We start from the raw sequence: 17806 nt of genomic DNA, 5'->3' as shown, positions 1-17806 counted from the left end.
CTCGTCCGGTCCGGGCTGTGCTTACCGGCGGCGCTGGAAACGCTGCGCGAGCGCCTCGACGGCGTGCCGGAACATGGCGCGTTCGTCCGCGTCGAGCGTGCCGAGAACGGCGTGCAGGGCGAAGTAGACCGCGGCTCCACCGGTGACCGCGAGCAGGAGGCTCCAGGCGGCGAGCCACCAGGCCACGGCCCCCATCATGGCGCAGGCGAAGAGCGAGCGAAGAATGAGGCCGGCGAGGCGCGCCCGGGCCAGGTCGCGGCGCATGCCGTACCAGTAGCAGGCGCTGACGGTGAAGTTCGCGGCGATCGCGACGGCGACGAGCCCCAGGAGGCCGTAGCGCGGGATGGCGACGAGATTCAGGGCAAGGCTGACGGCCGCGGCGGCAGCGAGGCTCGCGACGGTGTAGGCGTTTCGCCCGGCGGCGTAGAGCAATTCCTGGCCGATGCCGTTGAAGTAGAAGAGCGGCACGACGAGGGTAAGTAGCTGCAGGACCCGCGCGGATTCGGCGGCGTTCGCCTCGTCGCCCGTCAGGAGGAGCATGATGGGATGGGCGAGGACGGCCACGCCCATTCCGATGGGGCAGGCCAGCAGCAGCGCGAGCCGGAGGGAGGTGGCCTTGAGGTGGTCATAGTGCGCCTCGTCGGTGTGCGACAGGCGGCAGAGCGCGGGGAATACGGCGGTTCCCCAGAGGGACGCGACCATAAGCAGGGGCTCCATGAGGCGCTGGGGCGGGGCGTAGATGCCGGCTTCCCGCGCACCGCGAAACCACTCGAGCAGGACGATGTCGGACTTGAAGTAGACCCAGCTGAAGAGCATGGCAGCGGCGAATGGCATGGAAGCGCGGATCTGGGCCAGGGCGGCGCGGGGCCGGAGGTGCGGGCGCTGCCAGCCGCCGGTCTGGATGGCCAGGGCGATGCAGATCAGGAGCCCGGCGCCGTGGGCGAGCGCGATGACGGCATGGGCGCGGGCGGCGGTGGCGGTATGGACGGGATCGCCGACGCCGCCGGTTGCGGTATCGGGGAAGTCGAGCAGGAGGTAGACGGCGAGGAGTTTGAGCGCGCCCACGACGACGTTCATGGCGGCGATACGTCCGAGGCGCTCGTAGGCCATGAGCAGCGATTCGAAGGGCTGCTGCACGGCCCAGAAAAACACGACCCAGAGGCCGGCCCAGAAGGCGGCGGACTGGAGGCTGGAGCCCATCCGCAGGAGCCAGATCGCGGCGAGGCATGCGGCGGACAGGCCGCCGGTGGCCACGACGCCGGTCCAGACGTAGTCCCAGGCGATGGCGCGGTTTCGCGCGATATCGCGGACGAGCAGGCGCTGGATTCCGAAGGTGGCGGGGACGGTGAAGGCGGAGGCGAAGCCGAGGGCGGCTCCGAACTCTCCCTGCCCCTCGAGGGAGAGCGCGCGAAAGACGATCCCGCTTTGGACGAGGGCCATGGCCATGCCGATGATTCGGGCGGCGAACAGGATGCCGACATTGACGCCGACGCGTGCGGTTTCGCGGGCGAGGCGTCCTTCGCTGGACTCCGTGCGGCTCATGGGCGATCCAGCACGGCGCGGTAGGCCGCCAGGAGGGCCTGCGCGCTGTGGGTCCAGGTCATGGTTTCCGCGCGGGCGCGCGCCGCGGCGATGCGGGCGGCGCGGCCGGTTTCGTCGAATACGAGCCGCTCCAGCCCATCCACGAGGCGTTCCTCCGAGACGGGGTCCACGAGGATGCCGGTCTCCCCCACCACCTCGGGCAGCGAGGATACGTCCGAGGCGAGGACGGGAACGCGCGCGGCCATGGCTTCCAGGGCGGGCAGGCCGAAGCCCTCGTAGAGCGATGGATAGGCGCAGCCGAGCGCGCCGCGGAGGAGCGTGACGGCTTCCGCGCGCGGGAGGTAGTCCGTCCAAATTACGGCGCCCGCGAGTTTGTTGGCTTCGATCGCGGCGAATATGGGGCCGTACATCCAACCCTTGCCGCCGGCGAGCACGAGTTGCGGCATATCGGGATGGCGCTCGCGCAGGCGGGCATAGGCCTGGATCAGGCGGGGGAGGTTCTTTCGGGGCTCCAGCGTCCCCAGGTGGATGAGGTAGGGGCGATCGATGCCGAGGCGCGCCTTGAGGGCGGCCAGCATCGCCTCGTCCAGCGGCGCGTCGAACTCGGCGAGATCGACCCCGCCGGGAACGACGTGAACGCGATCGGGATCCGCGCCGAGCAGTTCGATGACGTCCGCGCGGCCGCTGTGGGAGATAGCGATGATCGCGCCGGCGCGGGGCGCGGCGTGTTCGAGGAGGCGGCGGTGCAGGGCGAGTGCGGCGTCCTCGTGCACGTTCTCGCGCCGCATCCCGGCCAGGTCGAAGACGGTTACTACGCGCATGGCGGAACGCGACGGCGGCAGGAGGTGGAAGGCGCCGTGCACGATATCGGTATGGCCGAGCAACGCGGACATCGGGGGCCATTCGGGTCCTGTCCAGAGGGCGTTTTTCCAGCGCGTTGGGAAGCGCAGGGCGCGGTAGCGGGCCGCGCGTTGGCGCCAGGCGGCGAGGTCCGGCGGGAGGGGCCTCGCGGCGGAGACCAGGACGCGCAGGTCGACGCCGGGCTGATCGCGCAGCAGAGACTCGAAGAGATGGCGGGTGTAGTAGCCGACGCCGGTCATGGGGCGCGAGGCGAGGCAGCTTAAATCCGCGGCAATGGAGAGGGACACGACGCGGGGACCTTCCGCTCATGGGTTGTGGGGGTAATGGGGTTGGAACTGGCGGAAGTATAGCACGGCGGGGCGTGGGGTCAACGCGCGCGGCGCGCGGGGGATCGGATCGGGGGCCACTGGGAGCAGAGGGAACATAAGAGATTTGTTGAACCGCGAATGAACGCGAATGGACACGAATGAAGAAAGGATGGGTTCGTGGTGGGATTCCGAGGGTGCGTTGGCGGCGTTGACGGTGCGTGGCACGGTTTTCTTAGACCGGCCTCTGGCCGCGACCAAAGAAATCATCACCACGAAGGGCACGAAGGCCACGAAGAGAAGAAGGTTTTGAAGGGGGGCCATGCCAAGGTATATGGAATTGATCCGAGTCGGGGTGCGGGGTTGATGCGCGGGGGGATTGGATCGGGAGCCACAAAGAGCACAGAGAACACAAAAGACTTGTTTGAACGACGAATGAATTCCGCGCGGCCTTTGTCCGAGATCTGGAATTTTGACCACGGATTACACTGATTGCACGGATTGAGACGGGATTCGATGGGTTCCAGTCGCGAATGGACACGAATGAAGGAATGATTGATTTGTCGTGGGATTCCGAGGGTGCGTTCGTGGCGTTGATGGGCCCTTCGATGGCGCCGCTTGCGCTGTCTCAGCCTGGAAGGCTAAGCCACGTTGGCGGTCGTTGAAGGATTGGGGTGATTGTGGAACCGCAAAGAGCGCATAGAACGCAGAAGAATCTTGCCTGTATTCGTGGAGGGTGGCTCGGCGCATGGTGGAACGGTGCGCCTCTGATGCCGATGCTCGGACGGTTCCCCTGGGATTGCGTGGGTTGTGGTTGCCGGTCCTTGAGAGGCTGTGGCATACTCGCGGCAGCAGTTGGAAGGCTCCCCCCCACTACCTGATCCGCGCCGTATTCCCGGCGCCGACGCCCGACGGGCAAGGAAACGCGTAGCGTGAATGTTCTTGTACTTGGCGCCGAAGGCCAGCTTGGCCAGGATCTGTGCGGGGTTTTTTCGGATGTTACGCTGCACCGCGCGGATCTCGATGGGGACTTCCACCACCTCGACATTACGGACGCGGCGGCGACGCGCGCGCTGATCGTGGAGGCCGTCAAGCCGGATGTGGTGTTCAATTGCGCCGCGGCGCACAATGTTCCCCAGTGCGAACAGGAGCCGGGCCTGGCGTTCGCGGTGAACGCGGCGGGCGCGCGCAACGTGGCGGTTGCGTGCGCGGCGGCGGGCGCGCGGCTGGTGCATGTGAGCACGGATTACGTTTTTGGCGATGGCGGCGCGCGCCCCTTTGTGGAGGAGGACTGCCCGCGCCCGCTGAGCGTGTATGCGGCGAGCAAGCTTGCGGGCGAGCACCTGATCGCGTCGGTGCTGGACGACCACCTGGTCGTGCGGACGGCGGCGATCTATGGTAAGTCGGCGTGCCGGGCGAAGGGGGGCCGCAATTTCATCGGCACGATGCTGCACCTGTCGTCCACGCGGCCGGAGGTCAAGGTGGTCACGGACGAGATCACGACGCCGACCTATACGCTGGCGCTGGCTCGGCAGATGCGGCTGCTGGCGGAACGGGGCGCGCCCGGAACGTACCACGCGACGTGCCAGGGATCGTGCTCCTGGTTTGATTTTGCACGGGCCATCTTTGAGGAAACGGGGACGGAGACGAACCTGGTTCCCACGACGTCCGCCGAGTTTCAGTCGCCCGTGCGCCGCCCGGCGTATTCGGTGCTGGACAATGCGCACGCCCGCGCGCAGGGGCTGGACATCATGCCGCCTTGGCGCGAGGCACTGAAGGCCTATCTGGCGGAGGTCGCGGCGGAGTGACGATCCGCGGTCCCGGTGGCCCGTTCGCGCCGGTTTGACTCGCCGGGACGGGTCTGCTTAAATGCGGGGCGATGCAACACGACACGCAACTGGGGAGGCGTATCGCGCCGCGATCACCGGGAAGGCCATCCACCGCATATGCCACGGATAGCGATCCCGGCGGCATGCCCCGATCGGGGCCCGCGCGCTCCCCGCGCCAACAAGGAAACGCACATGAAGACCAGCCGCAGAACCTTTTTGAAGGCCGCGACCGCCCTTTCGGCGGCGCCCTTCATCCTCCCTTCCAGTATTCGGGCCGCCGAGGTAAAGCCAAACGCGCGCATCGGCCTGGGCTTCATCGGGATGGGCAAGCAGAACAAGCATCTCATGGAGAATTTCCTGCGCCATCCCGCGTGCCGCACGTTGGCGGTGTGCGACGTGGACACGACGCGCCGCGAGGCCGCGCAGGCGCGGGTTAACGAATATTACACGGGCAACCCGGAAGCGGGCGCGCCGGAATGCGCGGCGTACAATGATTTCATGGAGCTCATCGCGCGCGACGATATCGACGCGGTGTGCATCGCGACGCCGGATCACTGGCACGCGATCCAGGTTATCGAGGCGCTGAAGTCGGGCAAGGATGTGTATTGCGAGAAGCCGCTGACGCACAATGTCCACGAATCGGTGGCGATCATCGAGGCGGTGGAGAAATACGGCCGGGTGTTGCAGACGGGATCGATGCAGCGTTCGATGGAAGAGTTCCGGGTGGCGTGCGAGCTGGTGCGCAATGGCGCGATCGGCAAGATCAGCCACGTGGATTGCAATTTCGGAACGCCGGGGATCCCGTGCGACCTGCCGGAAGAGCCGATGGAGCCGGGGCTCGACTGGGACCGCTGGATCGGGCCGGGGCCGATGCGCCCTTACAATTCCGTGCTCAGCCCGCGCGGGCTGCACGACCACTTCCCGATGTGGCGGCTGTATAAGGAGTATGGCGGCGGCATGGTGTGCGACTGGGGCGCGCACCACCTGGACATCGCGCAGTGGGGCCTGGACATGGACGACAGCGGGCCGGTGCGCGTGACGCCGCCGGAGGATCCGAATGCGCAGTATGGCGCGGTGATGCGCTACCGCAACGGGATCGAGGTGACGCACGTGGAGAGCGGGTTCGGCGCGCACTTCCACGGGTCCGAAGGCGAGGTGAAGGTCAACCGCGGGCGCTTCGAGTTCTGGCGCGGCGGCGAGAAGATTGCGGGCTTCACGAGCCGGGAGGATGGCGGGTCGCTCGAACAGGCGATCGTGTTTGTGGACAAGGAATACCTGTCGGATCCGAAGGTGAAGCTGTACCGCAGCACGAACCACATCAAGGACTTCATTGACTGCGTGCAGGCGCGGACAAAGCCGATCACGAACGAGATTGTGGGCGGGCGCACGGCGATCTGCTGCCACCTGATGAACCAGGCGTATTATAACCGCGAGACGATCAAGTGGAAGCCGAAGCGGATGCGCTTCGCGTGGCGCGGCGGCGAGAAGGCGTGGCTCACGCGCGACTACCGCGCGCCGTGGACCGTCTGAGGCGGTTGATAGAGCGATAACAGGCCCCCGGTGCGGGATTTGCGCCGGGGGTTTTTGTTTTGGGTGGTTGGTGGTGATTGGGGTGGTTTCGGCTTGAGGCGCTGCGGGCGGGATGCCTGAGTCCGTGTGCGCGGTGTCTCAGGGGATCGGTTGGGGGTACGGTGCTGTGGAGAATTGGGCTGGCTGCATGACAAGCGTGGACGCTTATCCCACGTTGGCGTTCGCCGTCAGATTGGGGTCGGCTTAGAGGGGCGGGGCTTCCGTTCGGGCCTGTGCTGGTTTGGCTTCCGGGTGGCGAAACGCCTGCCGCTATTGCACTTCGATTTTTACGATCGAGGGGGAGGCGGTTTTTGTGATTTGTTCGAGGGATATGGTTCCGTGGCCTCCGCCGCCGCGCGCGAGGTTGACGGGGCTGAGAGTTCGAATCAGCGGGTCGATGTGGGAGGATTTCAGGGCGTAGTTGAGGCCTTGCGCGACGGACTGCGAGGTCTGAAGGCTGTGGAGGTCGTTGAGTTTTTGCGATACGACGCCGACCCAGCGCCCCTGCTGGTCGAGTACGGGGCCGCCGGAGTTGCCCGGGTTGATGGGCGCGGTGATCTGGAGAAAGCGCTGGTCGCCGTCGATGCGGCTGGTTGCGGCGATGTTGCCGCTGCCGACGATGGGGTCGTTGTTGTCACGGATGCCGCCGAGGGGATAGCCGAGGCAGTAGATGGTTGCGCCGACATTGGGCGTGCCGGGGGCCATGGGGATGGGATCGCCCTGGATGCTGGAGACTTCCAGCAGGCACCAGTCGTTGGCGGCGTCGGTGGCGACAATGCGCGCTTCGTGGACGTTGCCGCCGGTGTCGGTTACGCGTATGGCCCCCCCGCCCCGGACGACATGGGCGCAGGTGAGGATATGGCCTTTCGCGACGATGAACCCGGTGCCGACGCTGGTTCCCGGCCCGGCGGGCCCGGCATCCCAGGAGCCGGCTTCTTCGGCGGCGCGAATGTCTTCGGGAAGGGCCTCGTCGAGCCGGGCGATTTCGTTGACGCGGGCTTCGTATTCCGGATATTTCTCGTTGACCCGCGCCTCAAGGCGGTAGTACTCGCGCTCCCACTCGGCGAGCTGCTTGAGGATGTCTTCGCGGTCCCAACCGTAGACGAGCAGCGCGCCCTCCACGTCCATATTCGGACCGAAATCGCGCGCGAGCCGCCGGTAGGCCTGGTTTAACTCGGCCATGCGGGCGTCGGCCACGCCAATGTATTCGTAGGTGCGGGCGATGTTGGTGTAAAGATCGCGCAGCCGCTCGGCGTCCCCCTGAATCGCCCGCCAGTCGCTGTGCGCGCGGACGCGGGCGGTGTGTCGCTGCCCGGGCGCGAGCGCGGCCCAGTCGGCCGCGCGGGCGCGCCAGGCGGCCGCTTCCTGATCCCGCTTGCGGGCCGCGCGCTGATGCTCGAGGGCCTTGTGCGCGGCGGCCATCCGCGCGAGCTTTTCTTCTTCGCGGAGGGCCTCCGCGCGGGCGATGGCCTCGCGGTTTTCCTTCCACAGGGCCAGGAGTTCGTCGCGCGCCGCCGCGTCGTCACTGAGTTGGAGCGATGCGCCCTCGTGCCGGACCGTAGAGACGCCGCCGGTTTCGGGGAGGCGAACGTAATACTGCGATTTTCCTTCGATGATGTATACATCTTCAAAATCGCCGCCGGGGCTGGAAAGGCGGTCGCCGCGGCCGCGCAGCGCATCGGGCATGGGCGTGAACACGGGCTGGATGTCGGCGTTGACCTCGGCTTCGATGCGGGCTTCGGGGATTTCGTCGAGGGGCTCGGGGATTTCGTCCGGGAGGGCGGGGGACGCCTCGGGCGTTGCGATGGGCGGCGCGGGGTCGCCTTCGGGCACTTCGAGCAGCGCGGCGGGCAGGCGTATTTGCGCGGCAACGGGCGGAGACGGTTGCGCGGCGCGGTCGAGCGCCTGTTGCCAGGCCCAGATTCCGCCGCCCGCGAGCGCGGCGAGGAGCATGAGCAGCGCGGCCCATCGAAGCGCGGGCGCTGAACCGCGGCGGGCTGTACGCGGCGTGTAGTCGGGCGGGCGCTTTGCGCGCGGGTTCTGGAGGGACGCGGCGACTTCCTCCTCCGTCAGGGGGCCTTCGTAGGCGGCGGCAGGGTCCATGGCGCGCCAGAGGCGGCGGACGAGTTCCATGTATTCGGTCTTGAATCGCCGCCGGGCGTCGCCCTGGAGGCTCCGGTAGCGCTTGCGCAGGGCCGCGGCCTCGGGGAAGACGCTGTCGGAGAGGCGGTAGTAGCGGTTCCAGAGCCGGTTCTGTTCGACGGGATCGCGGGTGACCTGGATGCACGCGAGCAAGGCGCGCGCTTCGGCAATTAACCTTGGGTCCTGTGACATGGCCTGGATTCCCCGCTGTCGCTGCTTCTGCTGAAAAAATGATGCGTTGCGGGGCGCGAAAATGTCAAGGGGGTGGTTTTTTGGGGGGAGGTGGTGGGGAGCGGGTCCCTTGGAGCGGGTACAGGCACCCGCGATTTTGGGGTGGTTGGTGCGCTTTCGCGGCCGGGGTGGATTTTTCGCGGGAGCCAGTCCCCCTGCTGGGGCGGGTACAGGCACCCGCGATTTCTGGGGGTGGTTGGTAGCGCTTTCGCGGCTGGGGTGGTTTTTTCGCGGGAGCCAGTCCCCCTGCTGGGGCGGGTACAGGCACCCGCGATTTTGGGGGTGGTTGGCGCGCTTTCGCGGCTGGGGTGTTTTTTTCGCGGGAGCCAGTCCCCCTGCTGGGGGCGGGTACAGGCACCCGCGATTTTGGGGTGGTTGGTGGCGCTTTCGCGGCTGGGGTGGATACTTCGCGGGAGCCAGTCCCCCTGCCGGGGGCGGGTACAGGCACCCGCGATTTTGGGGGTGGTTGGTGGCGCTTTCGCGGCCGGGGTGGTTTTTTCGCGGGAGCCAGTCCCCCTGGGCGAATGTTGGAGCCGATTTGGTTGCTTCTGACTACCAGATGTATACATAAAAGATACTAAAATGATCATTCAAAACAATATCTTGTATTTTTGTGGTTCTTGATGTATGATTAGCTTCACGTTATGGGAGTTTCTTACGACGTTTTTGGTGTATGCTAATGCTGATCTCGCGCAAATGACTGTATTTAGTAGTCAATTAGATACTGAAAAGACTCTATCGACTCTCTTCGCGTCGAATGCGCGGGTGGTGATCCTCCGTATCTTTTTGATTGATCCGTTGCGCGCCTATTACCAGCGTCAGCTGGAGCAGGCGACGGGCCTGGCGATACGCGCGGTACAACGGGAACTGGAGCGCCTGGTGAGCATTGGGTTCTTGTTTCGGCATGTGGAAGGGAATCGCACGTACCACCAGGTGGACATGGATTTTCCGTTGTACCCGGAATTGCGCGATATTATCTTAAAGGCGGGGAGCGATTTTGACCGGCTTCGGAGCCGGCTTGCGGTGAATCCGGCGATCCGTCTGGCGTTTCTGAACGCCGGTGCGTCGCGTGTGCTTGTGGTGTTGAAGGCGGGCCAATCGGGTCAGGTGGAGGCGCCGCCGTATACGGTGGAGGTGGTGGCGAGCGCCACGTTTGTGGCGTGGTTGGGTGAAAAGAATGCAGCGCTCCAGCCGTTTCTAGTGGATGGCGTGGATCTGTTGGGCCGCCGGGACGATGTGATCTGGCGGCGTATAGAGGCAAGTGGCTATAGTGTGACGAAGGGAGACGGAATACCATGAGGGACACCGGCGCCGAACTCGCGGCTTTGTGTGAAGCGTGGCAATCGCCCGAGCTGGATCTCCAGGACTGCGCGCGCCACTTTCTGCGCGTGCTTGGGTGGGAGCTTCCCCTGCCCTTTTCTCCGGGGGACACGGTGGAGTCCACCGGTTCCGTGCCGTTTCTGTTGCGCGCGGCCTCGGGCGCGACGGTGGCGGCGGTTTTTGTGCGCCCGGGTAAGCTTGAGCCGCCGGCGGTGCTGGTGGAGCGCGGCCTGGATTTCTGCCGGATGACACGGCTGCTGGTGAACGGGCTGCGCGCCCTGAACCTGCCGTATGTGCTCATCAGCGACATGAACCAGTCGTACCTGTACGATCCGCGGGAGGATGTGCTGCTGCTGTACGCGGACAATCCGAAGGAGTTCCGCGAGGAGCTGGCCCCGGTGCTCAACCAGGCGGCGGTGAGCCGCGGCGCGCTGGACGCGCTGCGCCGCCCGCCCCGGAGCGTGATGGCGCGGCAGCTGCGGGAGTGGCGGGGGTTCTGGGCCAAGCAGTATATGCAGTGCGCGGGGTGTCCGGAGGCCAGCGCGCAGACGCTGATCGACCGGATGCTGGTGGTTCGCCACGTGCTTGCGCACAAGGTGTTCCGGCGGACGCGCGGCCACTTCGAGAAGCGTTTTTCGGAATTGACGCGCGCCTGCTGGCGCGGGCGGGTGGACGGTTGCGGCGCGCAGTTGTTGTCGATCTTCCACGACATGTGGTTTGACTGGCGTATCGATCTGTTTGCGCCGGATCCGGCGCTGGAGCGGGCGGTGGGGCTGGACGCGCTTACGGGGCGAATGCTGGTGGACGCGAGCCTGATCGCGCAGGCGAAGATCGAGGTATCGACGGTGCTGGAGAGCTTCAACTGCGGGGACCCGCAGGAGAAGATGCGGGTGCGGATGGTGCCGGATTCCAACGAGGATCGGGAGCACTACATGGCGACGCAGTCGATCGGCTCGATCGACGACGCGCGCATCATAGTGGACCTTCAGGAAGAGGGCTACCGCGCGATTTTCGTGTGGTTTGACCGGGTGGTTTCGCTGTACGAACGGTTCGCGGCGGATTATGACGCGCACCACCAGGAAGAGGTGGAAGAGAGCGACGGCATGGACCTGTTTGCGTGGTCGGCGGCGGACGCGGCGCGCCCGGAGGCGTGCGGCGATGTGCTTGCGCACGCGTGCCGGCACGGTTTCGGCATTTTTTACGGCGATCGGCGCCAGCACCAGATTGCGCGCCTGCTGCTCACGATGCACCTGATTAACAAGTATGACGAGCGCAACCAGCCGGTGGAGCGTTTCCCGGGTTTCGAGGCGATTTTCGAGCAACGGCCGGAGGTGTTGCGCGCGGACCAGGTGCTGTACAAGCGCGGGGGCGGCGCGCGGGTTCGGGTGACGGAGTAGCCGGGGCGCCGCGCTACGGACGCCGGATTTCGTAGAGGTCCAGGGGCGGCGCGCCGCCGAGCGTTGTGCGCCGCGCTATGAGACCGGCCCCGGCGACGGGATCTTCGAAGGCCCCGGGGTCGTCCCACTGATGGAACACGGCCCACACGGCAGTTCCGGCGCGCGCGTGCGCAATGGCGGCGGCGACGGTCTCCCGCATGCCGTAGTGCCGCTCGACGGTCACGGGGGCGTTTCGGAAGGCGTACTCGGCCGCGATGTAGTTGAAGGGTTTCATGGCGAGCACGACGGCGTGATCGCTGGTCTGGGCCTCGACTATCCGGGCCGCCGCGGTGTAGTCGGGCCGGAAGGGCCTTTGGAAGGCGAGGTTCTGCCAGAGCATGAGGCCCAGGAGCGCGGCCAGGGCGACTCGGCGCAGCGCGGCGCGGGGGATGGCGCAGAGCGCGAGGGCGAGCATGAGGGCGAGGGGCGCCGCGCAAAAGAGCACGTATCGAGGGAAGAAGCAGGGGCGCCAGACGTATGCGGCGGCGAACAGGAGCAGCACGGGCAACACCATCCACGCGAGGAGGATCCAGGCGTCGGGGCGTCGTGACCTGGCCCATAGGCCCCACGCCACGAGGGCGCCCGCGAGGGCGAGCAGGACCCACTCCAGGTTGATCCCGCCGGGCAGCCCGGGGGCCGGGTTCCACTTGGAGAAGCGCCCGCCGGCGAACTGGAGCGCCGCGACGCCGAGCTCCGGCATTCCGGCGGGGCGATCGTTGTAGGCGAGGGTTTGGCCGCCGAAATCGTAGCCAATGGCCCATAGCCAGAATGGGTAGGCCGCGCCGAGCAGGAGATGGACGCCGAGCCATCGGAGCGCGCGGCGCCGCGGGGCGAGCCCAAGGGCAATGAGGATTCCCTGGGTGGCGACGAGCAAAACTGCGAAGCTGTGTGTCAGCAGCAACATGGCGTTCAGGAGGGCGTTCCAGGCGAGCGCGCGTCCGGAGCCGCCACGCGCCGCGGCGCGAAACGCGGCCATGGCGCAGAGCGCGACCAGGTTCAGCAGGGCGTAGACGCGCACTTCCTGCGCGAAATAGACCTGGAACACGGATGCGGACGCGATCAGGATGGCGAGGCGGGCGACGGCGGGCGACGCGATCTGGCGGGCGAAGGCATAGAGCTGGAGCATGGCCAGGGCGGAGAGCGTTACGGACAGCGCGCGCAGCGATAGCAGGCTCCCGCCGAAGAGGGCTGACCAGTTGTACTGCACGAGGTGGTATAGCGGAGCGAGGCGGATGGTGGGGTCGCGTTCGAAGGCGCAGGCGAGGTAGGCGGCGAGGGAGTCCGCCGGGTGGCATGCGGCGGTGAGGGCTTCGTCGCACCAGGCGGCCTCGCCGCCGATGGCCCGGAGGTTGAGGGCGATCCCCGCTGCCAGGCAGGCGATCAGCGCGGCAATCTCCCTGGCGCGCGGTGCGCCGGCTTGTTCGCCCGCCATCCCGTCGACGCCGGCCGGCATCAGACGCCGCTCCGGGTGTCCAGGTACTTCGCGATCCGGGCGAACAGTTCCGCCTGGCGGAACGGCTTGCGCAGGACGTCGGTGGCGCCGCTGGCCATGATCTCGCGCCACTCCTCGTCCAGTGCGCCCCCGGTGACGAAGATGATGGGAATTTCGCCGCCGCCTTCGAGCGCCCGGATGCGCCGAGTCGCCTCGATGCCGTCGATGCCGGGCATGGCGCGATCCATGAGGATAAGATCCGGGCGGCGCCGGGTGAATTCTTCGACCGCTTCGGCCCCGCCGGGAACGGCCACGACGTCAAATCCGCGCCGGGCGAGCATTTTTTCCATGAGGCTGAGGTTGGTTTCGATATCGTCGACCACGAGGACCCGGACGGGCGGGCCGCCGGCCGGGCGGGCCTCGGGGGCGGGCGCGGCTCCCGGCTGTGGATGTTCCGCCGTTCCGGCGCGCACGGGAATGCGGACGGTGACCACGGCGCCCTGTCCCGGGTCCGACGTCAGTTCGATAGTTCCGCCCATGGCTTCCACGTGGCGCCGGCAGATGGGCAGGCCCAACCCGGCTCCGCCACGGTTGCGCGCGGGCGCGGCCTGCTCGAAGGGTTCAAAGATGCGCTCAATAGCGTTGGGGTCGATGCCGTGGCCCGTATCCACGACGACGAGTTCGAGCGTCCGGGCGCCGGGAGCGCCGGGAGACTCCTCCGCGCGCACGGAGAGCGTTACCGACCCGTCTTCCGTGAACTTGATTGCGTTTCCGATGAGGTTGATCAGAATCTGCCGGAGTTTTCCCTGGTCGGCGACGATGCATTGGGGAACGGAATCGGCGATTTCGCTGGCCAGCACGAGATTACGCGACTTGCAGGGAATCTGGAACATCTGGATGAGCCCGGAGACCGTTTCACGAATATCGAACTCGCTCGGATTCACGACGACCTGGCCGGCTTCGATGCGCGCCATTTCCAGCACGTTGTCCAGCAGTTCGAGGAGGTGGTCGCCGCTTCGGGCGATGATGCCGAGATTGGCTTCGTCTTCGGGGGTTCGGTTTTCGGTATCCTGCATGACCTGCACATGGCCAAGGATCGCGTTCATCGGTGTCCGGATCTCATGGGAAATGTGCGCGAGGAACTGGCTCTTGGCGCGGCTGGCGGCTTCCGCCTGATCCTTTGCTTCGCGGAGGTCGGCTTCCGAGAGCTGTAACTGGGTGTATTTCCGGTAGAGCAGGGCCGCACTGAAGAGGCTTGCCGCCGCGAGCAACCCGACGGGCAGGAGGAAACCGGGAGTGGCCCAGAGCGGCGGGAGGACCGCGAAGGCGGCCTGGGCGGGCGTCGGATCCAGGTTGAAGTCGGTGTCGGCCGCGCGCACTTCGAGCACGTAGGAACCGCTGGCCAGGTGCGGGGTGATTATGCTGCGTTCCCTCGAAAGCGGAGCCCATGGCGCGCCGTTTTCGGCGTCCGCCGGGCGTATGCGCCAGGAATAGAGCAGGTCTTCGGGGGCGGTTACATCCCAGGGGTCGCGCGCGTCAAACTGGAAGACCGCGCGCTGGTCGTGGGGGATTTCAACCGGCGCCTGGCGAATACGCGTCTGCGGCGTTCCGGGTGACTGCATGTAACGGAGCAGGCGGCCATCGTGCATGGCGGCCCATACGACGCCGTCTGGATCGGAGGCGATCACATGAACTCCGCCGCTGGGCAAGCCCCACCGCGGGCCGAACCACTGCCAGCGCCCCTTGTAGTAGCAGGATATCCCGAGCTCGAGGGCGCCCGTCCAGAGCTTGCCGTCCGGCGCGCGGTGCATGGTGGCGACGCGGGCGCCGGGGTCTTTGGGGAACGGGATCTCCATGGCCAAGGCCCCGTCGCGGAGGCGGTAGATCCCGTCCTCGTTGGCTCCGACCAGCACGCTGCCATCGGGATCTTCGATGAAGCCGCGAAAATTGGCTTCGGACTCGTGCCGGAAGACGCGGTTGAGATCGCCGCCCGCACCGATGTCCCACAGTTCGAGCGCGATCAAGGTGGAGACGAGCAACTGGCCGGAGCGGGTCTCGAGCACGGTAGCCAGCTGCTCAACGGGCTCGCGCGGCTTCAGCGGGGTTTCGATCCAAGCATCCGCCGAGTGGCGTAGAAAGCTCCGTGGCCCGTGGGCAAACAGCGGACCGGCGCGGGATTGGAGAATGCGGGAGATACCGGGCGGCAGGCCGATGCGCCGCCTTTCGGTGGCCGTTTCCGGATCCCACTGAATGGCCAGTCCCGCCTTTACGAACCACAGGGTGCGTTCGGAGCCCGAAGAGATCGCGCTGTACGCGCCCTCGGGCAGCCTGCCCACGGCGCGCCATCCGCCATCCTCGAAGCGCAGAATGTTGCCCGATACATCCACGGTTGTTGCGGGCGTCTCTGGATCGGCGTAGAGCGCCGGTCCGCCCAGGGGCGCGCCATCGCCGGAGCTTTCGTATTGCGTCCAGCCGAATGGACTGAGGCGAAAGACCCCGAGCTTCGTGCCTATCCAGATCTCTTCCGGGACTCCGCCACTCCATAGCGCCTGGATGGGCAGAACGGTGCCGTCCTTCATCAACTCGATGGGGTCCTCCCGCTCGGGGCCGCGTATGACGACCTTCTCCCGGCGCCCGACCAGGAGCCTGTTGTTCGGCAGCGGCGCGAGCGCCGCGACGGGCCCCGCGGTCACGAGCGTCCAGGCCGATTCTTCCGGCGCGCGACGCCACAGGCCATCGTCGCTTCCCGCGTAAAGCACCCCGCCCGTAGTCTCGGCGATTGCCTTGATCCGTTTTGGCAGATTGTCGCCGGGCTCCTGGCTCCAAGCTCCATCACGCCATCTCGAAAGCGGCACGGAATCGCCTCCGACCAGGATCTGGCCGCCGGAACGCCGGTAGATCGCCCGAACGGCGCTTGGCTCGGCTTCGGGCCGGGCGTCCAGCCGTATGGACCAGCGGCCACCTGAATCGGCGTCGCTCCGGGGCTCGTGAACCAGCACCCGCCCGCCTTTCAGCCCGAACCAAACGCTTCCATCGGTGTGGGCTATCGCGGTGAACACGGGCGCCGGGTCAATGCCTTCAATGCCGGTCTGGACGGCTTCCCAGTTTTCCCCGGTCCAGCGGGCGATGCCGCCGGCGGTCCCGGCCCAGAGCTGGCCGGTGGGGTCGAGGCATAGGGCGCGGACATCAAGGGAGGGCAGGCCCTGTTCGAGGCCGAAGCTGGCCCAGTTCAGGCCATCGTAGGACGAGACGCCGCGGCCCCAGCATCCGAACCACATCACGCCGTCGGGGGTGCGCTCGATAGCGCGCACGACGGCGCCGGCAAGTCCATTTTCCGGGGTGTAGTGGCGAATGGGATAGGTGGTTTGGGCGAGGGCCTCCTCCGCGAGGAGAAAGGCGATGGCGAGCGGAACGAGGAGCGTTCGCGAAAGGCTGGCGGCGGCCCCGCGCGCGCCGGGCGCGAGTCGCGCGGATGAGCGCGATGTTAATTGGGAAGTACGGTAGTACAGCGCGCGCACGGACACACTCCAGATCGCGTTGCCGTTGGCACTAGCGACTGCTAACCACTTTGACACCACTGCTCCCGTGATCCCACCCGCCTTTACGTTACCGGAAGCCGGGGGGGGCGCGCAAATTGCGCATCGGGGCCCGGGGCGGCGTCCGGTTCGGGTATGGAGCCGGAATGAGCTCAACGCAGCCTTTGGCGGGAACCAGAGCGGAGGAAAGCTGAACCGCGAATGGACGCGAATGGACGCGGGGCAGCTGTTGGCCGTGACCGAAGAAATGATCACCACGAAGGGCACGAAGACCACGAAGAAAGAGGTTTTTTGAAGGGGAATTCTCCATGCCAGTGTGTAAGGAGGCGATCTGAGTCGGGGTGCGGGGTCGATGCGCGGGGGGATTGAATTGGGAGCCACAAAGACCACAGAGAACACAAAAGATTTGATTGAATCGCGAATGGAGGTGAATGGACTCAGCGCGGCCTTTGACCGCGATCTGGAATTTTGACCACGGATTACATCGATTGCACGGATAGAGAAGGAATTCGACGAGTTCCAACCGCGAATGGACGCGGATTCGCGCGGGGCAGCCTCTGGCCGCAACCGAAGAACTGATCACCACGAAGGGCACGAAGACCACGAAGAGAAAGAGAGACGAAGCTTTGACCGCAGAGTACGCAGAGAGCGCATAGGGTGATTTCTTGTACGCAGATGGATTGGGTGGATGATCGAGAGCGCATCCTTGACCACGAATGGACACCAATGCACACGAATGCGCCGGGAGAAGCGGCTGGCCGCGATCAGGATTTTTGACCACGGATGACACGGATGACACGGATAGAACATGGTCTCGATCGTTGGGGTGTGCAGGCGGCTGCGTGCTGTTTCCAAGGTGGCCTGTTCGGATTGTTCAGCATCGGAATTGCAGCGGGGTTGATCGGGTGGCGGGCTGCTTCTTCTTGTTTGGTTCGGGTGTCGCTTCAATCCGTGTCATCGGTGTAATCCGTGGGCAAGAAAAGAATTTCGACCATGAAACTTGCGGAAAGGCCCGGAAATTCTCCCTGGATTTCTAGCTTCGTAAATGCTTTTACAACAACTGGTTATATGGATCATGAGCGAAAGAACTTGCAGAAAAAACAAGAAGTTGACGTATCGTAGTACGAAGAATAGAAGTTGGGGAAAGATTGTTATTGGCGCATGGAGCAAGGGGGTGGATGCTGGGCGCGATGCGAGGTTGATGCGGGCGGGGGATTGGATTGGGAGCCACAGAGAGCACAAAGATCACAAAGAAGGCAGGGCAGCGGCTGGCCGCGACCAATCAATGTTGAACCGCGAATCAACGCGAATGGACACGAATGAAGGAAGGAGTGTCTTGCGTTGGGAATTCGGGTCTGCTTTTGTGGCGTTGATGGGCTGCTGGAAACCGTCGCAAACGCCGCCTTAGCCTGAAAGGCTAAGCCACGTTGACGCACCTTGAAGACGTGAGGTTTTTCTGGGAGCCGCGACGGATTACGAAATTCGCCGGGTGATTTTGCTCAGAACACCATGGATAGTCTGAGCGTTATATGATACGGGGGAGGATACCGCGCCAACGCGATGGACTCCGTGTGGGATTCTGGCTTCTGCGACGGCCAAACGG

The 17806-nt window shown here is 65.7% G+C and carries 9 protein-coding genes; 4 read left to right on the top strand and 5 right to left on the bottom strand.

All coding sequences use genetic code 11. The features are described from left to right. Nucleotides 1-21: 21 nt before the first annotated feature. Together KF886_04235 and KF886_04230 are read right to left on the bottom strand one after the other, a co-directional pair. Nucleotides 22-1542 carry an oligosaccharide flippase family protein gene (locus KF886_04235; GenBank protein ID MBX3176546.1) on the bottom strand — a complete coding sequence of 507 codons (1521 nt, stop codon included), beginning with the start codon at nt 1540-1542 and terminating at the stop codon, nt 22-24. Further along, the gene (locus tag KF886_04230) at nt 1539-2690 is read right to left on the bottom strand and encodes a glycosyltransferase family 4 protein (GenBank protein ID MBX3176545.1); all 1152 of its coding nucleotides are present in this window, start codon (nt 2688-2690) and stop codon (nt 1539-1541) included. Before KF886_04230 ends, KF886_04235 begins: the two co-directional genes overlap by 4 nt. A 950-nt stretch (nt 2691-3640) precedes the next feature. On the opposite strand from KF886_04230, the gene rfbD reads away from it, so the two are divergent. After that, nucleotides 3641-4516 (top strand): dTDP-4-dehydrorhamnose reductase, encoded by an 876-nt coding sequence (gene rfbD, locus KF886_04225; protein MBX3176544.1) that lies wholly within the window; start codon nt 3641-3643, stop codon nt 4514-4516. A gap of 213 nt (nt 4517-4729) precedes the next feature. Next, nucleotides 4730-6067, top strand: a complete 1338-nt coding sequence (locus KF886_04220; protein MBX3176543.1) for a Gfo/Idh/MocA family oxidoreductase — start codon at nt 4730-4732, stop codon at nt 6065-6067. Between the two features lie 309 nt (nt 6068-6376). Here the strand turns inward: KF886_04220 and KF886_04215 are convergent, their stop codons facing one another. After that, entirely contained in the window at nt 6377-8440 is a 2064-nt protein-coding gene (locus KF886_04215) for a trypsin-like peptidase domain-containing protein (GenBank protein ID MBX3176542.1), read from the bottom strand. A 666-nt stretch (nt 8441-9106) separates the two neighbouring features. Between KF886_04215 and KF886_04210 the strand changes: the two genes are divergently transcribed. After that, nucleotides 9107-9778, top strand: coding sequence for a hypothetical protein (locus tag KF886_04210; protein ID MBX3176541.1), 672 nt, complete (start codon nt 9107-9109; stop codon nt 9776-9778). Next, the gene (locus KF886_04205) at nt 9775-11196 is read left to right on the top strand and encodes a hypothetical protein (protein ID MBX3176540.1); all 1422 of its coding nucleotides are present in this window, start codon (nt 9775-9777) and stop codon (nt 11194-11196) included. The genes KF886_04210 and KF886_04205 overlap by 4 nt, the downstream gene beginning before the upstream one ends. 13 nt (nt 11197-11209) lie before the next feature. Here the strand turns inward: KF886_04205 and KF886_04200 are convergent, their stop codons facing one another. Both KF886_04200 and KF886_04195 read right to left on the bottom strand, forming a co-directional pair. Then, the gene (locus KF886_04200; GenBank protein ID MBX3176539.1) at nt 11210-12688 is read right to left on the bottom strand and encodes a glycosyltransferase family 39 protein; all 1479 of its coding nucleotides are present in this window, start codon (nt 12686-12688) and stop codon (nt 11210-11212) included. Then, entirely contained in the window at nt 12688-16185 is a 3498-nt protein-coding gene (locus tag KF886_04195; GenBank protein MBX3176538.1) for a response regulator, read from the bottom strand. Before KF886_04195 ends, KF886_04200 begins: the two co-directional genes overlap by 1 nt. Between the last annotated feature and the right edge of the window lie 1621 nt (nt 16186-17806).

The sequence above is a fragment of the Candidatus Hydrogenedentota bacterium genome (genome assembly GCA_019637335.1).
In the GTDB taxonomy this organism is placed as follows: Bacteria; Hydrogenedentota; Hydrogenedentia; order Hydrogenedentales; family JAEUWI01; genus JAEUWI01.
Note: the sequence above shows the minus strand (reverse complement) of the source record. Positions and strands in the feature narration are given on the sequence as shown.